The sequence below is a fragment of the Bradyrhizobium sp. HKCCYLRH2015 genome (assembly GCF_051168215.1).
Lineage (GTDB): Bacteria > Pseudomonadota > Alphaproteobacteria > Rhizobiales > Xanthobacteraceae > Bradyrhizobium.
The window spans coordinates 201887-215103 of record NZ_JBNPUO010000012.1 but is presented as its reverse complement, the minus strand read 5'-3'; the positions used below and the strand labels follow the sequence as shown (position 1 = coordinate 215103).

Here is a 13217-nt window from a genome sequence, read left to right as displayed (position 1 = left end):
TGCGCTTGGCTATCTCCGGCAGCGCCGGAGATAGCGCAGTGCCGCCGCGCGCATCACGGCTGCAACGCGACGACCAAGCGAGAGGCGCCCGTCAGGTCTTGGACTTCATGCCGTAGACATGTTCCGCCGCCGGAAACACACGGCTACGCACGTCGGCCGCGTAGCGCTCGACCGCCTCGTCGATCGCCGGACCGAGATTGCCGTAGCGACGGACGAATTTCGGCGCCCGTGACGACAGGCCGAGCATGTCCTCCAGCACCAGCACCTGGCCGTCGCAGGCGGCGCTGGCGCCGATGCCGATGGTGGGGATCGCGATCTGCTGCGTGATCTTGCGCGCCAGCGGCTCGGCCACGGCCTCGATCACAACCGAGAACGCGCCGGCCTGCGCGATCGCCGCAGCGTCGCTCTCGATCGCGGCCCAATCCGCCTCGTCGCGGCCCTGCGCGCGGAACGAGCCGAGCGTGTTGATCGATTGCGGCGTCAGGCCGACATGGCCCATCACCGGAATGCCGCGCTCGCTGAGGAAGGCCACCGTCTCGGCCATCCGCACCCCGCCCTCGAGCTTGACCGCGCCGCATTGCGTCTCCTTCAGGATCCGCACCGCCGCATGAAACGCCTGCTCCTTCGACGCCTCGTAGCAGCCAAACGGCATGTCGACCACCACCAGCGCCTGACGCGAACCACGCATCACGGCGCGGCCCTGCAGGATCATCATCTCCAGGGTCACCGGCACGGTGGTCTCGAAACCGTGCATCACGTTCCCAAGGGAATCGCCGACCAGGATCACATCGCAATGGCGATCGACCAGCGCCGCGGTATGGGCGTGGTAGGACGTCAGCATCACGATCGGCTCGCCGCCCTTGCGGGCGCGGATCTCGGGAGCCGTCTTTCGGCGGACCGTCGACTGCACCGACATCGCTACCCCCCAATGACCGGAATGCCGAGCACGACGGGATGGAACGCGAAGGCCAGCGCCAGATAGACGACGATGCCGACCACCACCGCGATCACGTCGTTGCCAACGCCGCCGACCGGGATCGGCGGGCCGCCGGCGTCAGCGCGCCGCTTCAGCGAAATGCGGTCGAACACCGCCCAGGCCAGGATCGAGCCGAACAGGATGATGCCGCCGAGGTCGCCATTGGCGAGCAGATGCCCGAACGCCCACAGCTTCACGCCGGCCAGCATGGGGTGCTTCAGCACGGTGTAGATGCGGCCGCGGATGTAGGCGGCGACCACCATGATGACGGCCGGCAGCATCAGCGCGAGATTGATGTGCTTGAGCGCCTTCGGCGGCGTCCAGACCTGGATCCAGCCACCGCTGCGGTAATCGGCAAAGCCCCACACGATCAGGACGAGGCCGGCAAGGGCCACGACCGTGTAGACCAGCTTGTACGTGCCCTCGCCCAGCCGCGCGATGACCTGCGCGCGCGCCTCGCGCCGGGTCGTGAACACATGGGCGCCGAGAAACAGCACCAGCCCCACCACCATCACCAGAAGTCCCACGGCATCCCCCTTCGCTTGCACGCGACCTGTGCGTGGGCACCGGTATCATTTCCGGGGGCGGCCTCGCAACGTGGCGCATGTCAAGGTCGGGGCGGCTCGAAAGCCGAAGCGGGAGTGACGGGCTGTCCGGTCGGGAGATCGAGTACAGCGCACGAAGCCATCACCGCTCCGACGTGTTCTTCAGATCACGATTCTCGACATAGCGGATCGCGATCGGCCGGCCGGCGAGCGCGCCGCCCAGCCCTTTTGTGAACTTCAGCGGCAGGCAGCCGTCGAGCGAGGCATTGATCGTCTTCAGATAGGTCGCACGCGTGTCGGCCGGGGCGCCTGATGTTGCGAAGGTCACGCGCGGCGGCGCGATCATCTCGCCGGTCCGCTTGAAGCTGAAGCGCACCGTCATCTGCATCCCGGCGCGGGCGTTGTCCTCCGGCGGCGGCGTCCAGCATGCACGCAGCGCTGCGAACAGATCGCCGATCGTGTCGAGATCGTGATCCGGCTTCTGATATTTGGCTTCCTGATCCTTGGCGGGCCGGCTCTCGATCGTCAGTTGCAGGTTCTGGCCATAGGGATAGTTCATCTCGGGAATGCAAGGCCACGGCCCGTAGACGCTGCAGAACGACGGCGTGCATGGTCCCTCGTCGAGCACGCTGCACGGTGTGTGCGCGAACGGCACCGGATTGATCTGCTGGCGGCGCGCGTCGGCGGTGGCCGGAGCGGCCACCATCAACAGTACGAGCACGACGACACGGAGCATGGGACTCTCGGGCTGGAATGGACTCCAAGCTGGATCCGATCGCAGAATTCGCAAGCTCAATCCCGTTCACGTCTGCGCGTTCCCGCGTCGCGAACGGCCCTCGACCGTACCTGCGGAACTCGGCTAGAACACGGCAGGATGCGACAACGGACGGACGCGACGATGAGCCACAGCGAGACCGTGATCAACGTCATCAACCCGAACATGACGGTGACGATGACCGAATTGATCGCCAAGGCGGCCCAGGCCAGCGCAAGCCCGTCGACGCGGATCGTCGGCCGCACCGCGCGGTTCGGCGCCGCCTCGATCGAGGGGCACTACGACGAGGCGATTGCCGCGGTCGGCATGCTCAAGGAGATCGAAGCCGGCGACGCCGAGGGCTGCCACGCCCATGTGATCGCCTGCTTCGGCGATCCCGGCCTGCTCGCCGCGCGCGAATTGTCGGGCGTGCCGGTGCTCGGAATCGCGGAAGCCGCGATGCATGCGGCGAGCTTCGTCGCCACCCATTTCAGCATCGTGACCACGCTGTCGCGCACCAAGGTGATCGCGGAGCACCTCGTGCGCAACTACGGCATGGAGCAGCATTGCCGCAAGGTGCGCGCGGTCGACGTCGCCGTGCTCGATCTCGACAAGCCCGAGGCCAATGTGCGCGGCACGCTGCTCGGCGAATGCCGGGCGGCGCTGCGCGAGGACGGGATCGGCGCCATCGTGCTCGGCTGCGCCGGCATGGCCGATCTGGCGCGCGATCTCTCGACCGAGCTCGGCATTCCCGTGATCGACGGCGTCGCCGCCGCCGTGCGCTTCGCCGAGGCGCTGGTCGGGCTGGGGCTGAAGACGTCGAAACACGGCGATCTCGCGTTTCCGCTGCCGAAGTCGCGGAAGACGCTCTGAGTTCAACTCATAGCCTGCCCATCCGGGGAGTTCCGAAACGCCGACCGACGCTCCACATTGGGATCAACCCATGGAGCCCGCGATGTCCGATCTGTCCACCCTCTACTCGCTCTCATCAGCGCTTTCGACGACCGTCGCCGCGGTCGCACCGTCTCTGGTCTCGGTCCACTCGCACCGCTTGCGCGCCTCCGGCTTCGTCTGGAAATCAGGCCTCATCGTCACCGCCGATGAGGCGCTGGCCGATGAAGGCGACGTCACTATCGTCTTCGCCGACGGCACCACACGTCCCGCCGGGATGGCAGGCCGCGATCACACCACCGACATCGCCCTGCTCCGCTTCGATGGCGGCGCGGCGGCGCCAGTCAAACTCTCCGGCGAGGTGCCCGCGCTCGGCTCGCTCGCGGTCATCGCCGCCGCCGACCAGGGCGCGCCGGTCGCAGCGCTCGCCATGGTCTCGAAATCCGCCGGCCCGTGGCGCAGCCTGCGCGGCGGCGACATCGATGCGCGGATCGAGCTCGACACCCGGCTGCGCCACAGCTCCGAAGGCGGCCTCGCGCTCGACGCTGCAGGCCACGCGATCGGAATGGCCGTGCGCGGCCCGCGCCGCACGCTCGTCATTCCCGCGGCCACGATCGAACGGGTCGCGGGCAAGCTCGAGACGAATGGTCGCATCGCGCGCGGCTATCTCGGCGCCGGCCTGCAGCCGGTCCGGCTCGACGACGGGCTCGGTGCGATGATCATGAGCCTCGACAAGAGCGGCCCGGCCGCGGCCGCCGGCCTGCGCCAGGGTGACGTCATCACCGCTCTCAACAAGGAGCCGTTCAGGGGCATGCGCGCGATGATGCGCGAACTCGGTCCGGACAGCGTCGGCGCCGTCGTCGAGGTCGCAGCGCTGCGTGCCGGCGAGCCGGTGCAGTTCGCCCTGACCATCGGCGAGAGGCCGGCGTGAGCGAGGAGGCGCGCGGGCCGATCAGGATCGCAATCGCGGTCGACGATGCCGAGCTCGCCGACCGGCTGGCGGCGCTGCTCGGCGATGTCACGGGCCTGACGCTGGTCGCCCCCGGCGAGAGCGCCGACGTCGCCATCGCGCCATTGCATGGCAGTGATGAGACGCACAGCGGCGACGACAGGATCGACGGCCAGGCGATCGATGATTTTCAGCTCACCGCGCGCGAGCGCGACGTGCTGGCGCTGATGGCCGAGGGCCGCTCCAACAAGGAGATCGCCCGCAGCCTCGGCATCTCCGTGCATACCGCGAAATTCCACGTCGGCTCGCTGCTCGACAAGCTCGACGCCACCGGGCGAACGGATGCGGTGGCGCACGCGGCAAGGCGCGGCATCATCGAGCTGTGAGCAGCCCCGAGTTTTGCAGGGAACTCTCTCCCCACGTCATTCCGGGGCGCCCGCAGGGCGAGCCCGGAATCCATCGGGCGACAGAACCAGAGGCAAGATGGATTCCGGGCTCATCGCTGCGCGATGCCCCGGAATGACGGCTGACAACGGAGCCAGCCTCACGCCTTCTTCTTCACGTCCTTGACGTTGGAGAACACGATGCCCTCCGCGCGCTCCTTGGTGTAGCCGAGATAGAACTCGTTCTTGGCCAGGAACACGGGGTCGCCATCGACGTCGTCGGCGACGCCGGAATTGTTGGCGGCGATGAACGCCTCGAGCTTCTTCTTGTCGTCGCAGGAGATCCAGCGCGCCAGCGAGAACTCGGAGATCTCGAACTCGACCGGCAGTGAATATTCCGCATCGAGCCGCGCCTTGAGCACGTCGAGCTGCAGCGGTCCGACCACGCCGACCAGCGCCGGCGCGCCATCGCGCGGACGGAACACCTGCACGACGCCCTCCTCCGACATCTGCTGCAAGGCTTCCTTGAGCTTCTTGGCCTTCATCGCATCGGTGAGGCGGACGCGGCGGACGATTTCCGGGGCGAAGCTCGGCACGCCGACGAAGGTCAGGTCTTCGCCCTCGGTCAGCGTGTCGCCGATGCGCAAGCTACCGTGGTTGGGAATGCCGACGACGTCGCCGGCGAAGGCCTCGTCCGCGACCGAGCGGTCCTGCGCGAAAAAGAATTGCGGGCTCGACAGCGGCATGGTCTTGCCGGTGCGCACCAGCTTGGCCTTCATGCCGCGGTTGAGCTTGCCCGAGCACAGCCGCGCGAACGCAATGCGGTCGCGATGGTTCGGGTCCATGTTCGCCTGGATCTTGAAGACGAAGGCGCTCATGCGCGGCTCGGCGGCGTCGACCTTGCGCAGGTTGGACTCCTGCGCGCGCGGCGACGGCGCGTAGCGGCCGAGACCTTCCAGGAGATCGCCGACGCCGAAATTGCGCAGCGCGCTGCCGAAATAGACCGGCGTCAGATGGCCCTCGCGGAACGCCTCCAGGTCGAACGGCTTGCAGGCTTCCTTGACCAGCTCAAGCTCGTCGGTGATCTGGCCCATGTCGAGATTGGCGTTGAGCTTGCCGAGCTCGGAGATCGCGATCTGCTGCGCCGCGCCGGTCTTGGCGCCACCGCCTTCGAGCAGGCGCACGCCGCCGTCTCTGACGTCATAGGTGCCGATGAAGTCGCGGCCGCGGCCGACCGGCCAGGTCATCGGTGTGGTGTCGAGCGCCAGCGTCTTCTCGATCTCGTCCAGCAGGTCGAAGGTGTCGCGGCTCTCGCGGTCCATCTTGTTGATGAAGGTGATGATCGGGATGTCGCGCAGGCGGCAGACCTCGAACAGCTTGCGCGTGCGCGCCTCGATGCCCTTGGCGGCGTCGATCACCATGACGGCGGAGTCGACTGCGGTCAGCGTGCGATACGTGTCCTCGCTGAAGTCCTCATGGCCCGGCGTGTCCAGCAGGTTGAAGACGAGGCCCTCGAACTCGAAGGTCATCACCGACGTGACGACCGAGATGCCACGCTCGCGCTCGATCTTCATCCAGTCCGAGCGGGTGTTGCGGCGCTCGCCCTTGGCCTTGACCTGGCCGGCGAGGTTGATGGCGCCGCCGAACAGCAAGAGCTTCTCGGTCAGCGTGGTCTTGCCGGCGTCCGGATGCGAGATGATGGCGAAGGTGCGCCGGCGCGCGACCTCATCGGAGAGCGCGGAGCGGGACGGCTGTTCAGTGGTGACGGCGGAATCGGACATGAGGCGGCGGACGTCGTTTTGAGGCCAGAGAGAGCGCTATGTGATGAAAAGGCGCGGGATCACGGCCGCCGCGCGCCCTCCATATAGGCGTTTTGCACCGCAACTCCAACCGGGGAGTTAACCGGCCTGACCGTGGCCCGCCCACGGCCGTCCTTCAAGACGCGCGCCAAGCGGCGCGCTCCTCAGGACGAGGTCTGAATCTGTAGCGGAGTCCGTTTTGCGGACCAGATCCAGCCTCAAACCCTCATGGTGAGGAGCGCCGCGCTTGCGGCGCGTCTCGAACCATGAGGCCCCAACGTTTCAGGACGGTCCCGCCGTCTTTAGTGCCTGAGCACCGACACCAGCCAGAAGCTCAGTGCCGCTACGATGGCCGAGGCCGGAATCGTGAAGATCCAGGCATAGACGATCGATCCGGCGACGTTCCAGCGCACCGCCGAGGCGCGGCGGGCCGCGCCGACGCCGACGATGGCGCCGGTGATGGTGTGGGTGGTCGAGACCGGCACGCCCAGGAAGGTCGCCAGGAACAGCGTGATGGCGCCGCCGGTCTCGGCGCAGAAGCCCTGCATCGGGTTCAGCTTGGTGATGCGCAGACCCATGGTGCGGACGATGCGCCAGCCGCCCATCAGGGTACCCAGCGCCATCGCGGCCTGGCACGACAGCACCACCCAGAACGGCACCGTGAACTGCTCGCCGAGATGGCCCTGCGAGTACAACAGCACCGCGATGATGCCCATCGTCTTCTGCGCGTCGTTGCCGCCGTGGCCGAGCGAATACAGCGAGGCCGAAGCGAATTGCAGGATGCGGAAGGCCCGGTCCACGGCAAACGGCGTCGAGCGCACCGAGGCCCAGGACACGATCGCAACCAGGATCATCGCCAGCACCAGCCCGACCAGCGGCGACAGCACGATCGCGAGCACGGTCTTGGACAGGCCGCTCCACACGGTGGCCGAGATGCCGGCCTTGGCGACCCCTGCCCCGACCAGGCCGCCGATCAGCGCGTGCGAGCTCGACGACGGAATGCCGGCCGCCCAGGTGACCAGGTTCCAGACGATCGCGCCGACCAGGGCCGCGAAGATCACGTGGGCGTCGACGATCGCGGGATCGATGATCCCGGTGCCGATGGTCTGCGCGACATGCAGTCCGAACACGCTGAACGCCACGAAATTGAAGAACGCGGCCCAGAACACCGCATATTGCGGCCGGAGCACGCGGGTCGAGACGATGGTCGCGATCGAGTTGGCGGCGTCGTGCAGGCCGTTCAGGAAATCGAAGGCGAGTGCGACGGCGATGAGGCCAACCAGGATCGGAAGGCCGAGTTGAGCGTCCACGGCGCGGCCCTACCCTAGACCTGTTCGATCATGATCGAATTGATCTCGTTGGCGACGTCGTCGAAGCGGTCGGCGACCTTCTCCAGATGGTCGTAGATCTCGGCGCCGACGATGAAGTCCATCGTGTTGGCGTTGCGGTGCTTGAGGAACAGCTCCTTCAGCCCGATGTCGTGGAGGTCGTCGACCCGGCCCTCGAGCTTGGTCATCTCCTCGGTGATTGCGGTGATCATCGGCACGTTCTGGCCGATCGCCTGCAGCAGCGGCAGCGCCTTCCCGATCAGATTGGCGCAATCGACCAGCAAGGTGCCCATCTCGCGCATGGTCGGCTCGAACTCCTTGACCTCGAACAGCACCACGGCCTTGGCGGTCTGCTGCATCTGGTCGATGGCGTCGTCCATCGAGGTGATCAGGTTCTTGATGTCGCCGCGGTCGAACGGGGTGATGAAGGTGCGGCGGACCGCGGTCAGCACCTCCCGCGTGATGTTGTCGGCCTCGTTCTCGAGCTGGCTGACGCGCTGGCAGTGCCTGAGGATGTCGTCGCCGCCCTTAAGCATGTCCTGCAGCGCATGCGCGCCTTGGATCACCACCTTGTTGTGGCGGGCGAACAAATCGAAAAACCGCTCCTCCCGCGGGAGAACGGCGCGAAACCAGTGCAGCATGGGACGAGATCCATCCATTCCGAAACGGGCCAGGGCCGACCCGTCACAGAACTGTCATACTCCGGATCGCGCACCAGCAGAAGCGGTGGCCGGTTCATCCACCGCTTTCTGCCCTTTCGACGATCTCTTTACAGATCAATAGCTTAGAGGGATCGCTTGAACAGATGGGCGATTTCTCCGACCACGCCGCGGCGGAAGGTGAGCACGCAGGCGACGAAGATGCCGCCCTGGATCACCGTCACCCACTGGCCGAAGCCGGACAGATATTGCTGCATGCCGACGATCACGAAGGCGCCGACGACGGGGCCGAACACGGTGCCGAGCCCGCCGACCAGGGTCATGAGCACGATCTGGCCGGACATCCCGACCTCGACGTCGGTCAGCGAGGCATTCTGGGCGACGAACACCTTCAGCGCACCGGCGAGGCCAGCCAGCGTCCCCGACAGGATGAAGGCGAGCAGCTTATACTGGTCGGTCTTGTAGCCCAGCGAGATCGCCCGCTGCTCGTTCTCGCGGATCGACTTCAGCACCTCGCCGAACGGCGAGTTGATGGTGCGGAAGATCAGCAGGAAGCCGGCGAGGAAGCCGGCCAGCACGACGTAATACAGCACCGTCGGCTTGGACAGGTCGAGGATGCCGAACATCCGCCCCTGCGGAATGCCCTGGATACCGTCCTCGCCATGGGTGAACGGCGCCTGCAGATAGATGAAGTACAAGAGCTGCGACAGCGCCAGGGTGATCATCGCGAAATAGATGCCCTGCCGGCGGATCGAGATGTAGCCGGTGATCACCGACAGGACGAACGATCCGGCAACGCCCGTGACGATGCCGAGCTCGGGCGGCAGCCCCCACACTTTCAACGCGTGGGCGCTGCAATAGCCGGCCGTTCCCAGGAACATCGCGTGGCCGAACGACAACAGGCCGCCATAGCCGATCAGGAGGTTGAAGGCGCAGGCGAGCAGCGCGAAGCACAGCGCCTGCATGACGAAGAACGGGTACAGCCCGGTCCACGGCACGATCGCCAGCAGCGCTGCCATGATGACGAACACGATCATCTCGTCGCGCATCGCGCGCGGGGTGATCGGCAGGGTCGCGTCGGTGATGGATGTCATGTCAGGCCGCCCGTCCGGTCAGACCCGTCGGCTTCACCAGCAGCACCAGGACCATCAGAACGAAGACCACGGTGTTGGAAGCCTCGGGGTAGAAATACTTTGTCAGTCCCTCGATCACGCCGAGCAGGAAGCCGGTGATGATCGAGCCCATGATCGAACCCATGCCGCCGATCACAACCACCGCGAACACCACGATGATGATGTGCTCGCCCATCAGCGGCCGCACCTGGTTGATCGGCGCCGACAGCACGCCGGCCAGCGCCGCAAGCCCGACGCCAAGGCCGTAGGTCAGCGTGATCATGCGCGGGACGTTGATGCCGAAGGCCCGCACCAAGGTCGGGTTCTCGGTGGCTGCGCGCAGGTAGGCGCCGAGCCGGGTGCGCTCGATCAGGAACCAGGTCGCCAGGCAGACGACCAGGGAGAAGATGACGACCCAGCCGCGATAGACCGGCAGATACATGAAGCCGAGGTTCATGCCGCCACGGAGCTGATCCGGGATCGCGTAAGGCAGGCCGGACGAGCCAAAGAAGTTCTGGAACACGCCCTGGATGATCAGCGCCAATCCGAACGTCAGCAGCAGTCCGTAGAGATGGTCGAGCCCGGCAATCCATTGCAGCATGGTGCGCTCGAGGATCATGCCGAAGGCGCCGACGATGATCGGCGCCAGCAGCAGCGCCCACCAATAATTGATGCCGCCGAGGTTGAGCAGAAAATAGGCGCAGAACGCGCCCATCATGTAGAGCGCGCCATGGGCGAAGTTGATGATGTTGAGCATGCCGAAGATGACGGCAAGCCCGAGACTGAGCAGCGCGTAGAACGAGCCGTTGATCAGTCCGACCAGGAGCTGTGCGTAGAGGGCCTGCATCGTCTTGTTTCTGTTTTCTCTCGGCGTTTCCTAAAGACAGCGGTTCCGGCGGGATCAGCCGCCGGGACGGCAGCGGTTCACTTCTTCAACAAGGCGCACGCGCTCTTGTCGAGCGGTGTGAAGGCCTGGTCGCCCGGTACCGAGCCGACCAGCTTGTAGAGATCCCACGGGCCCTTGGACTCCGAGGGCTTCTTGACCTCGAACAGATACGCAGTGTGGATGGTGCGGCCGTTCGGCTGGATCTCGCCCTTGCCGAACAGCGCATCGTCGGTCGGGATCGATTTCATCTTGTCGACGATCTTGACGCCGTCATGCGGGTTCTCGCCGAGCGCCTCCAACGCCTTGAAGTAATGCATCAAGCCCGCATAGACGCCCGCCTGCACCATGGTCGGCGGCGCGCCGTTCTTCATCCGTTTGGCAAAGCGGTCCGAGAACGCGCGGGTCTGGTCGTTCATGTCCCAGTAGAAGGTCTCGGTGAAGTTGAGGCCCTGCGCGATGTCGAGCCCGATCGACTTGACGTCGGTCAGGAACAACAGCAGCGCCGCGAGCTTCTGGCCGCCCTTCGTGATGCCGAACTCGGCCGCCTGCTTGATCGAATTGGTGGTGTCACCGCCGGCATTGGCGAGGCCGATGACCTTGGCGTTCGACGACTGCGCCTGCAGCAGGAAGGAAGAGAAGTCGGAGGTGTTGAGCGGGTGCTTGACGCTGCCGATCACCTTGCCGCCATTGGCGGTCACGACCGCCGTGGTGTCGCGCTCCAGCGCCGCGCCGAAGGCGTAGTCGGCGGTCAGGAAATACCAGGTCGAGCCGCCCGCCTTGACCAGCGCCTGGCCGGTGGTGTGCGCGAGCATGTAGGTGTCGTAGGTCCAGTGCACCGTATTGGGCGAGCACTGCGCGTTGGTGAGATCCGAGGTCGCAGCGCCCGAATTGATGTAGACGCCGTTCTTTTCCTTGACGACGTTGTTCACCGCCAGCGCCACGCCCGAGTTCGGCACGTCGACGATGACGTCGACCTTGTCGACGTCGAACCACTGCCGCGCGATCGAGGTGCCGATATCCGGCTTGTTCTGGTGATCGCCGGAGATGACGTCGATCTTCCAGCCCTTCGCAGTGAGACCGGAATCCTCGATCGCCATCTGCGCCGCGAGCGTCGAGCCGGGACCGCCCAGATCGGCATAAAGACCCGACTGATCGGACAGCGCGCCGATCTTGATGGTCTTGTCGCCGGCCGAAGCGACGCTGCCAGCGGCGAGCGTGAGTGCCGTTCCCAGCAGCAGCGACGCGATGAATTTGCTCTTCATTTCCAACTTCCAGAACTTTCCAAGACAACTGCCGAGAAAACTGCCGCAACACTAACGATCAAACCGTCGAGCCGACATCGCCGGCGCCGGTCAGACGCCGAGGTAAGTATGCAGCTTGTCCATGTTGGCCGACAGATCGGCATTGGCGAAGCCGTCGATGACCTTGCCGTGCTCGACCACGTAGTAGCGGTCAGCGACCGTCGAGGCGAAACGGAAGTTCTGCTCGACGAGGAGAATCGTGAAGCCTTCCTTCTTCAGCCGCGCGATGGTGTGGCCGATCTGCTGGATGATCACGGGCGCGAGACCCTCGGTCGGCTCGTCCAGCATCAGGAAGCTGGCGCCGGTGCGCAGGATGCGCGCGATCGCCAGCATCTGCTGCTCGCCGCCGGACAGCTTGGTGCCCTGGCTCTTCAGCCGCTCCTTCAAATTCGGGAACAGCTCGAAGATCTGATCGAGCGTCAGCCCGCCCGGCCGCACCACCGGCGGCAGCAGCAGGTTCTCGCGCACGTCGAGACTCGCGAAGATGCCGCGCTCCTCCGGGCACAGCGCAATGCCGAGCCGCGCGATCCTGTCCGAGGTCATGCGGATCAGCTGCTGACCGTTGAACTGAACCGAGCCGGTGCGCTTGCCGATGATCCCCATGATCGACTTCAGCGTCGTGGTCTTGCCGGCGCCGTTGCGCCCGAGCAGGGTGACCACCTCGCCGGCATTCACATTGAAGTTCATGCCATGGAGAATGTGGGATTCGCCGTACCAGCTCTCGAGGTTGTTGACGTCGAGAATGGTGCTGGTCGCAGCCGCCGCGCCTGGCTTCGTGGCCGTCATCACCTCAGGCATGTCCGGCTCCCAGATAGGCTTCCTTGACGCGCTCGTCCTTGGAAAGCTCTGAATACGGCCCTTCCGTCAGCACCTGCCCGCGCGTCAGCACGGTGATGGTGTCGGAGAGGTTGGCGACGACGCTGAGATTATGCTCGACCATCAGGATCGTGTATTTGGCGGAGATGCGCTTGATCAGCGCGGCGATCTTGTCGATGTCCTCGTGGCCCATGCCGGCCATCGGCTCGTCCAGCAGCATCATCTCCGGATCGAGCGCCAGCGTGGTCGCGATCTCCAGCGCGCGCTTGCGTCCATAGGGCATTTCGACCGCCGGAATATTGGCGAACTCGCTCAGGCCCACGTCGTTGAGCAGCTCGAGCGCCCGGCCGTTGAAGCGGTTCAGAACGCTCTTGGAGCGCCAGAAGTCGAACGACGAGCCATGCTGCCGCTGCAGAGCGACGCGGACGTTCTCCAACGCGGTCAGATGCGGAAACACGGCCGAAATCTGGAACGAGCGGACCAGGCCAAGCCTTGCCACGTCGGCCGGCGCCGTCGCTGTAATGTCCTGACCCTTATAGAGAATCTTGCCGGCAGACGGCGTCAGGAACTTCGTCAGCAGGTTGAAGCACGTGGTCTTGCCGGCCCCGTTCGGGCCGATCAGCGCGTGAATGGTGCCCCGGCGGATCTTGAGCGAAACATCGCGAACGGCAAAAAATCCCGCGAATTCCTTCGTCAATCCGTGGGTCTCGAGAATGAACTCGTCAGCCAAAGATTCCCCCCAAGCCGGCGCCTTCAGCGCCTGGCCCTCGCTTCTTCCTGTACGACGGCTCTGCTGGACGGCTGGACGATTCCTCGCC

General features: G+C 65.5%; 14 protein-coding genes. 3 read left to right on the top strand and 11 right to left on the bottom strand.

Annotation, left to right across the window (positions count from 1 at the left end; translation table 11 throughout):
* Positions 1–91 precede the first annotated feature (91 nt).
* The 3 genes from panB to ACQR1H_RS29145 all read right to left on the bottom strand — a co-directional run bounded on the left by panB (position 92) and on the right by ACQR1H_RS29145 (position 2257).
* Positions 92–916, bottom strand: coding sequence for a 3-methyl-2-oxobutanoate hydroxymethyltransferase (gene panB, locus ACQR1H_RS29155; protein ID WP_434908579.1), 825 nt, complete (start codon positions 914–916; stop codon positions 92–94).
* 2 nt (positions 917–918) lie between these two features.
* The gene (locus ACQR1H_RS29150; protein ID WP_315800339.1) at positions 919–1503 is read right to left on the bottom strand and encodes an NnrU family protein; all 585 of its coding nucleotides are present in this window, start codon (positions 1501–1503) and stop codon (positions 919–921) included.
* Positions 1504–1663: 160 nt separating this feature from the next.
* Entirely contained in the window at positions 1664–2257 is a 594-nt protein-coding gene (locus ACQR1H_RS29145; protein ID WP_315800340.1) for a hypothetical protein, read from the bottom strand.
* Between the two features lie 162 nt (positions 2258–2419).
* Between ACQR1H_RS29145 and ACQR1H_RS29140 the strand changes: the two genes are divergently transcribed.
* From ACQR1H_RS29140 to ACQR1H_RS29130, 3 genes are all read left to right on the top strand, one after another.
* Complete coding sequence (locus ACQR1H_RS29140) at positions 2420–3148, top strand: aspartate/glutamate racemase family protein (RefSeq protein WP_315800341.1); 729 nt, start codon at positions 2420–2422, stop codon at positions 3146–3148.
* 82 nt (positions 3149–3230) lie between these two features.
* A complete protein-coding gene (locus tag ACQR1H_RS29135; RefSeq protein ID WP_434908578.1) occupies positions 3231–4097 on the top strand; it encodes a S1C family serine protease in 867 nt (288 codons plus the stop codon).
* Positions 4094–4501, top strand: a complete 408-nt coding sequence (locus ACQR1H_RS29130; RefSeq protein ID WP_316215614.1) for a response regulator transcription factor — start codon at positions 4094–4096, stop codon at positions 4499–4501. The genes ACQR1H_RS29135 and ACQR1H_RS29130 overlap by 4 nt, the downstream gene beginning before the upstream one ends.
* 158 nt (positions 4502–4659) lie before the next feature.
* On the opposite strand, the gene ACQR1H_RS29125 is transcribed toward ACQR1H_RS29130, so the two are convergent.
* The 8 genes from ACQR1H_RS29125 to ACQR1H_RS29090 all read right to left on the bottom strand — a co-directional run bounded on the left by ACQR1H_RS29125 (position 4660) and on the right by ACQR1H_RS29090 (position 13129).
* Positions 4660–6279 carry a peptide chain release factor 3 gene (locus tag ACQR1H_RS29125; protein WP_315800344.1) on the bottom strand — a complete coding sequence of 540 codons (1620 nt, stop codon included), beginning with the start codon at positions 6277–6279 and terminating at the stop codon, positions 4660–4662.
* Positions 6280–6599: 320 nt separating this feature from the next.
* Positions 6600–7607, bottom strand: a complete 1008-nt coding sequence (locus ACQR1H_RS29120; protein WP_315800345.1) for an inorganic phosphate transporter — start codon at positions 7605–7607, stop codon at positions 6600–6602.
* Positions 7608–7621: 14 nt separating this feature from the next.
* Complete coding sequence (locus ACQR1H_RS29115; protein WP_315800346.1) at positions 7622–8266, bottom strand: DUF47 domain-containing protein; 645 nt, start codon at positions 8264–8266, stop codon at positions 7622–7624.
* A gap of 143 nt (positions 8267–8409) precedes the next feature.
* Positions 8410–9378, bottom strand: coding sequence for a branched-chain amino acid ABC transporter permease (locus ACQR1H_RS29110; protein WP_434839987.1), 969 nt, complete (start codon positions 9376–9378; stop codon positions 8410–8412).
* Position 9379: 1 nt separating this feature from the next.
* Positions 9380–10243 (bottom strand): branched-chain amino acid ABC transporter permease, encoded by an 864-nt coding sequence (locus ACQR1H_RS29105; RefSeq protein ID WP_315800348.1) that lies wholly within the window; start codon positions 10241–10243, stop codon positions 9380–9382.
* A 77-nt stretch (positions 10244–10320) separates the two neighbouring features.
* Positions 10321–11544 (bottom strand): ABC transporter substrate-binding protein, encoded by a 1224-nt coding sequence (locus ACQR1H_RS29100; protein WP_315800349.1) that lies wholly within the window; start codon positions 11542–11544, stop codon positions 10321–10323.
* Positions 11545–11634: 90 nt separating this feature from the next.
* Positions 11635–12381 (bottom strand): ABC transporter ATP-binding protein, encoded by a 747-nt coding sequence (locus ACQR1H_RS29095; RefSeq protein WP_315800350.1) that lies wholly within the window; start codon positions 12379–12381, stop codon positions 11635–11637.
* Positions 12374–13129, bottom strand: coding sequence for an ABC transporter ATP-binding protein (locus ACQR1H_RS29090; protein ID WP_315800351.1), 756 nt, complete (start codon positions 13127–13129; stop codon positions 12374–12376). The genes ACQR1H_RS29095 and ACQR1H_RS29090 overlap by 8 nt, the downstream gene beginning before the upstream one ends.
* Between the last annotated feature and the right edge of the window lie 88 nt (positions 13130–13217).

Excerpts from the sequence above, each read along its gene's own strand:
- ACQR1H_RS29105 (WP_315800348.1), bottom strand. The coding sequence starts at position 10,243 with ATGCAGGCCCTCTACGCACAGCTCCTGGTCGGACTGATCAACGGCTCG.
- ACQR1H_RS29110 (WP_434839987.1), bottom strand. The coding sequence starts at position 9,378 with ATGACATCCATCACCGACGCGACCCTGCCGATCACCCCGCGCGCGATG.
- ACQR1H_RS29135 (WP_434908578.1), top strand. The coding sequence starts at position 3,231 with ATGTCCGATCTGTCCACCCTCTACTCGCTCTCATCAGCGCTTTCGACG.
- ACQR1H_RS29145 (WP_315800340.1), bottom strand. The coding sequence starts at position 2,257 with ATGCTCCGTGTCGTCGTGCTCGTACTGTTGATGGTGGCCGCTCCGGCC.
- ACQR1H_RS29095 (WP_315800350.1), bottom strand. The coding sequence starts at position 12,381 with ATGCCTGAGGTGATGACGGCCACGAAGCCAGGCGCGGCGGCTGCGACC.
- ACQR1H_RS29125 (WP_315800344.1), bottom strand. The coding sequence starts at position 6,279 with ATGTCCGATTCCGCCGTCACCACTGAACAGCCGTCCCGCTCCGCGCTC.
- panB (WP_434908579.1), bottom strand. The coding sequence starts at position 916 with ATGTCGGTGCAGTCGACGGTCCGCCGAAAGACGGCTCCCGAGATCCGC.
- ACQR1H_RS29140 (WP_315800341.1), top strand. The coding sequence starts at position 2,420 with ATGAGCCACAGCGAGACCGTGATCAACGTCATCAACCCGAACATGACG.
- ACQR1H_RS29100 (WP_315800349.1), bottom strand. The coding sequence starts at position 11,544 with ATGAAGAGCAAATTCATCGCGTCGCTGCTGCTGGGAACGGCACTCACG.
- ACQR1H_RS29115 (WP_315800346.1), bottom strand. The coding sequence starts at position 8,266 with ATGCTGCACTGGTTTCGCGCCGTTCTCCCGCGGGAGGAGCGGTTTTTC.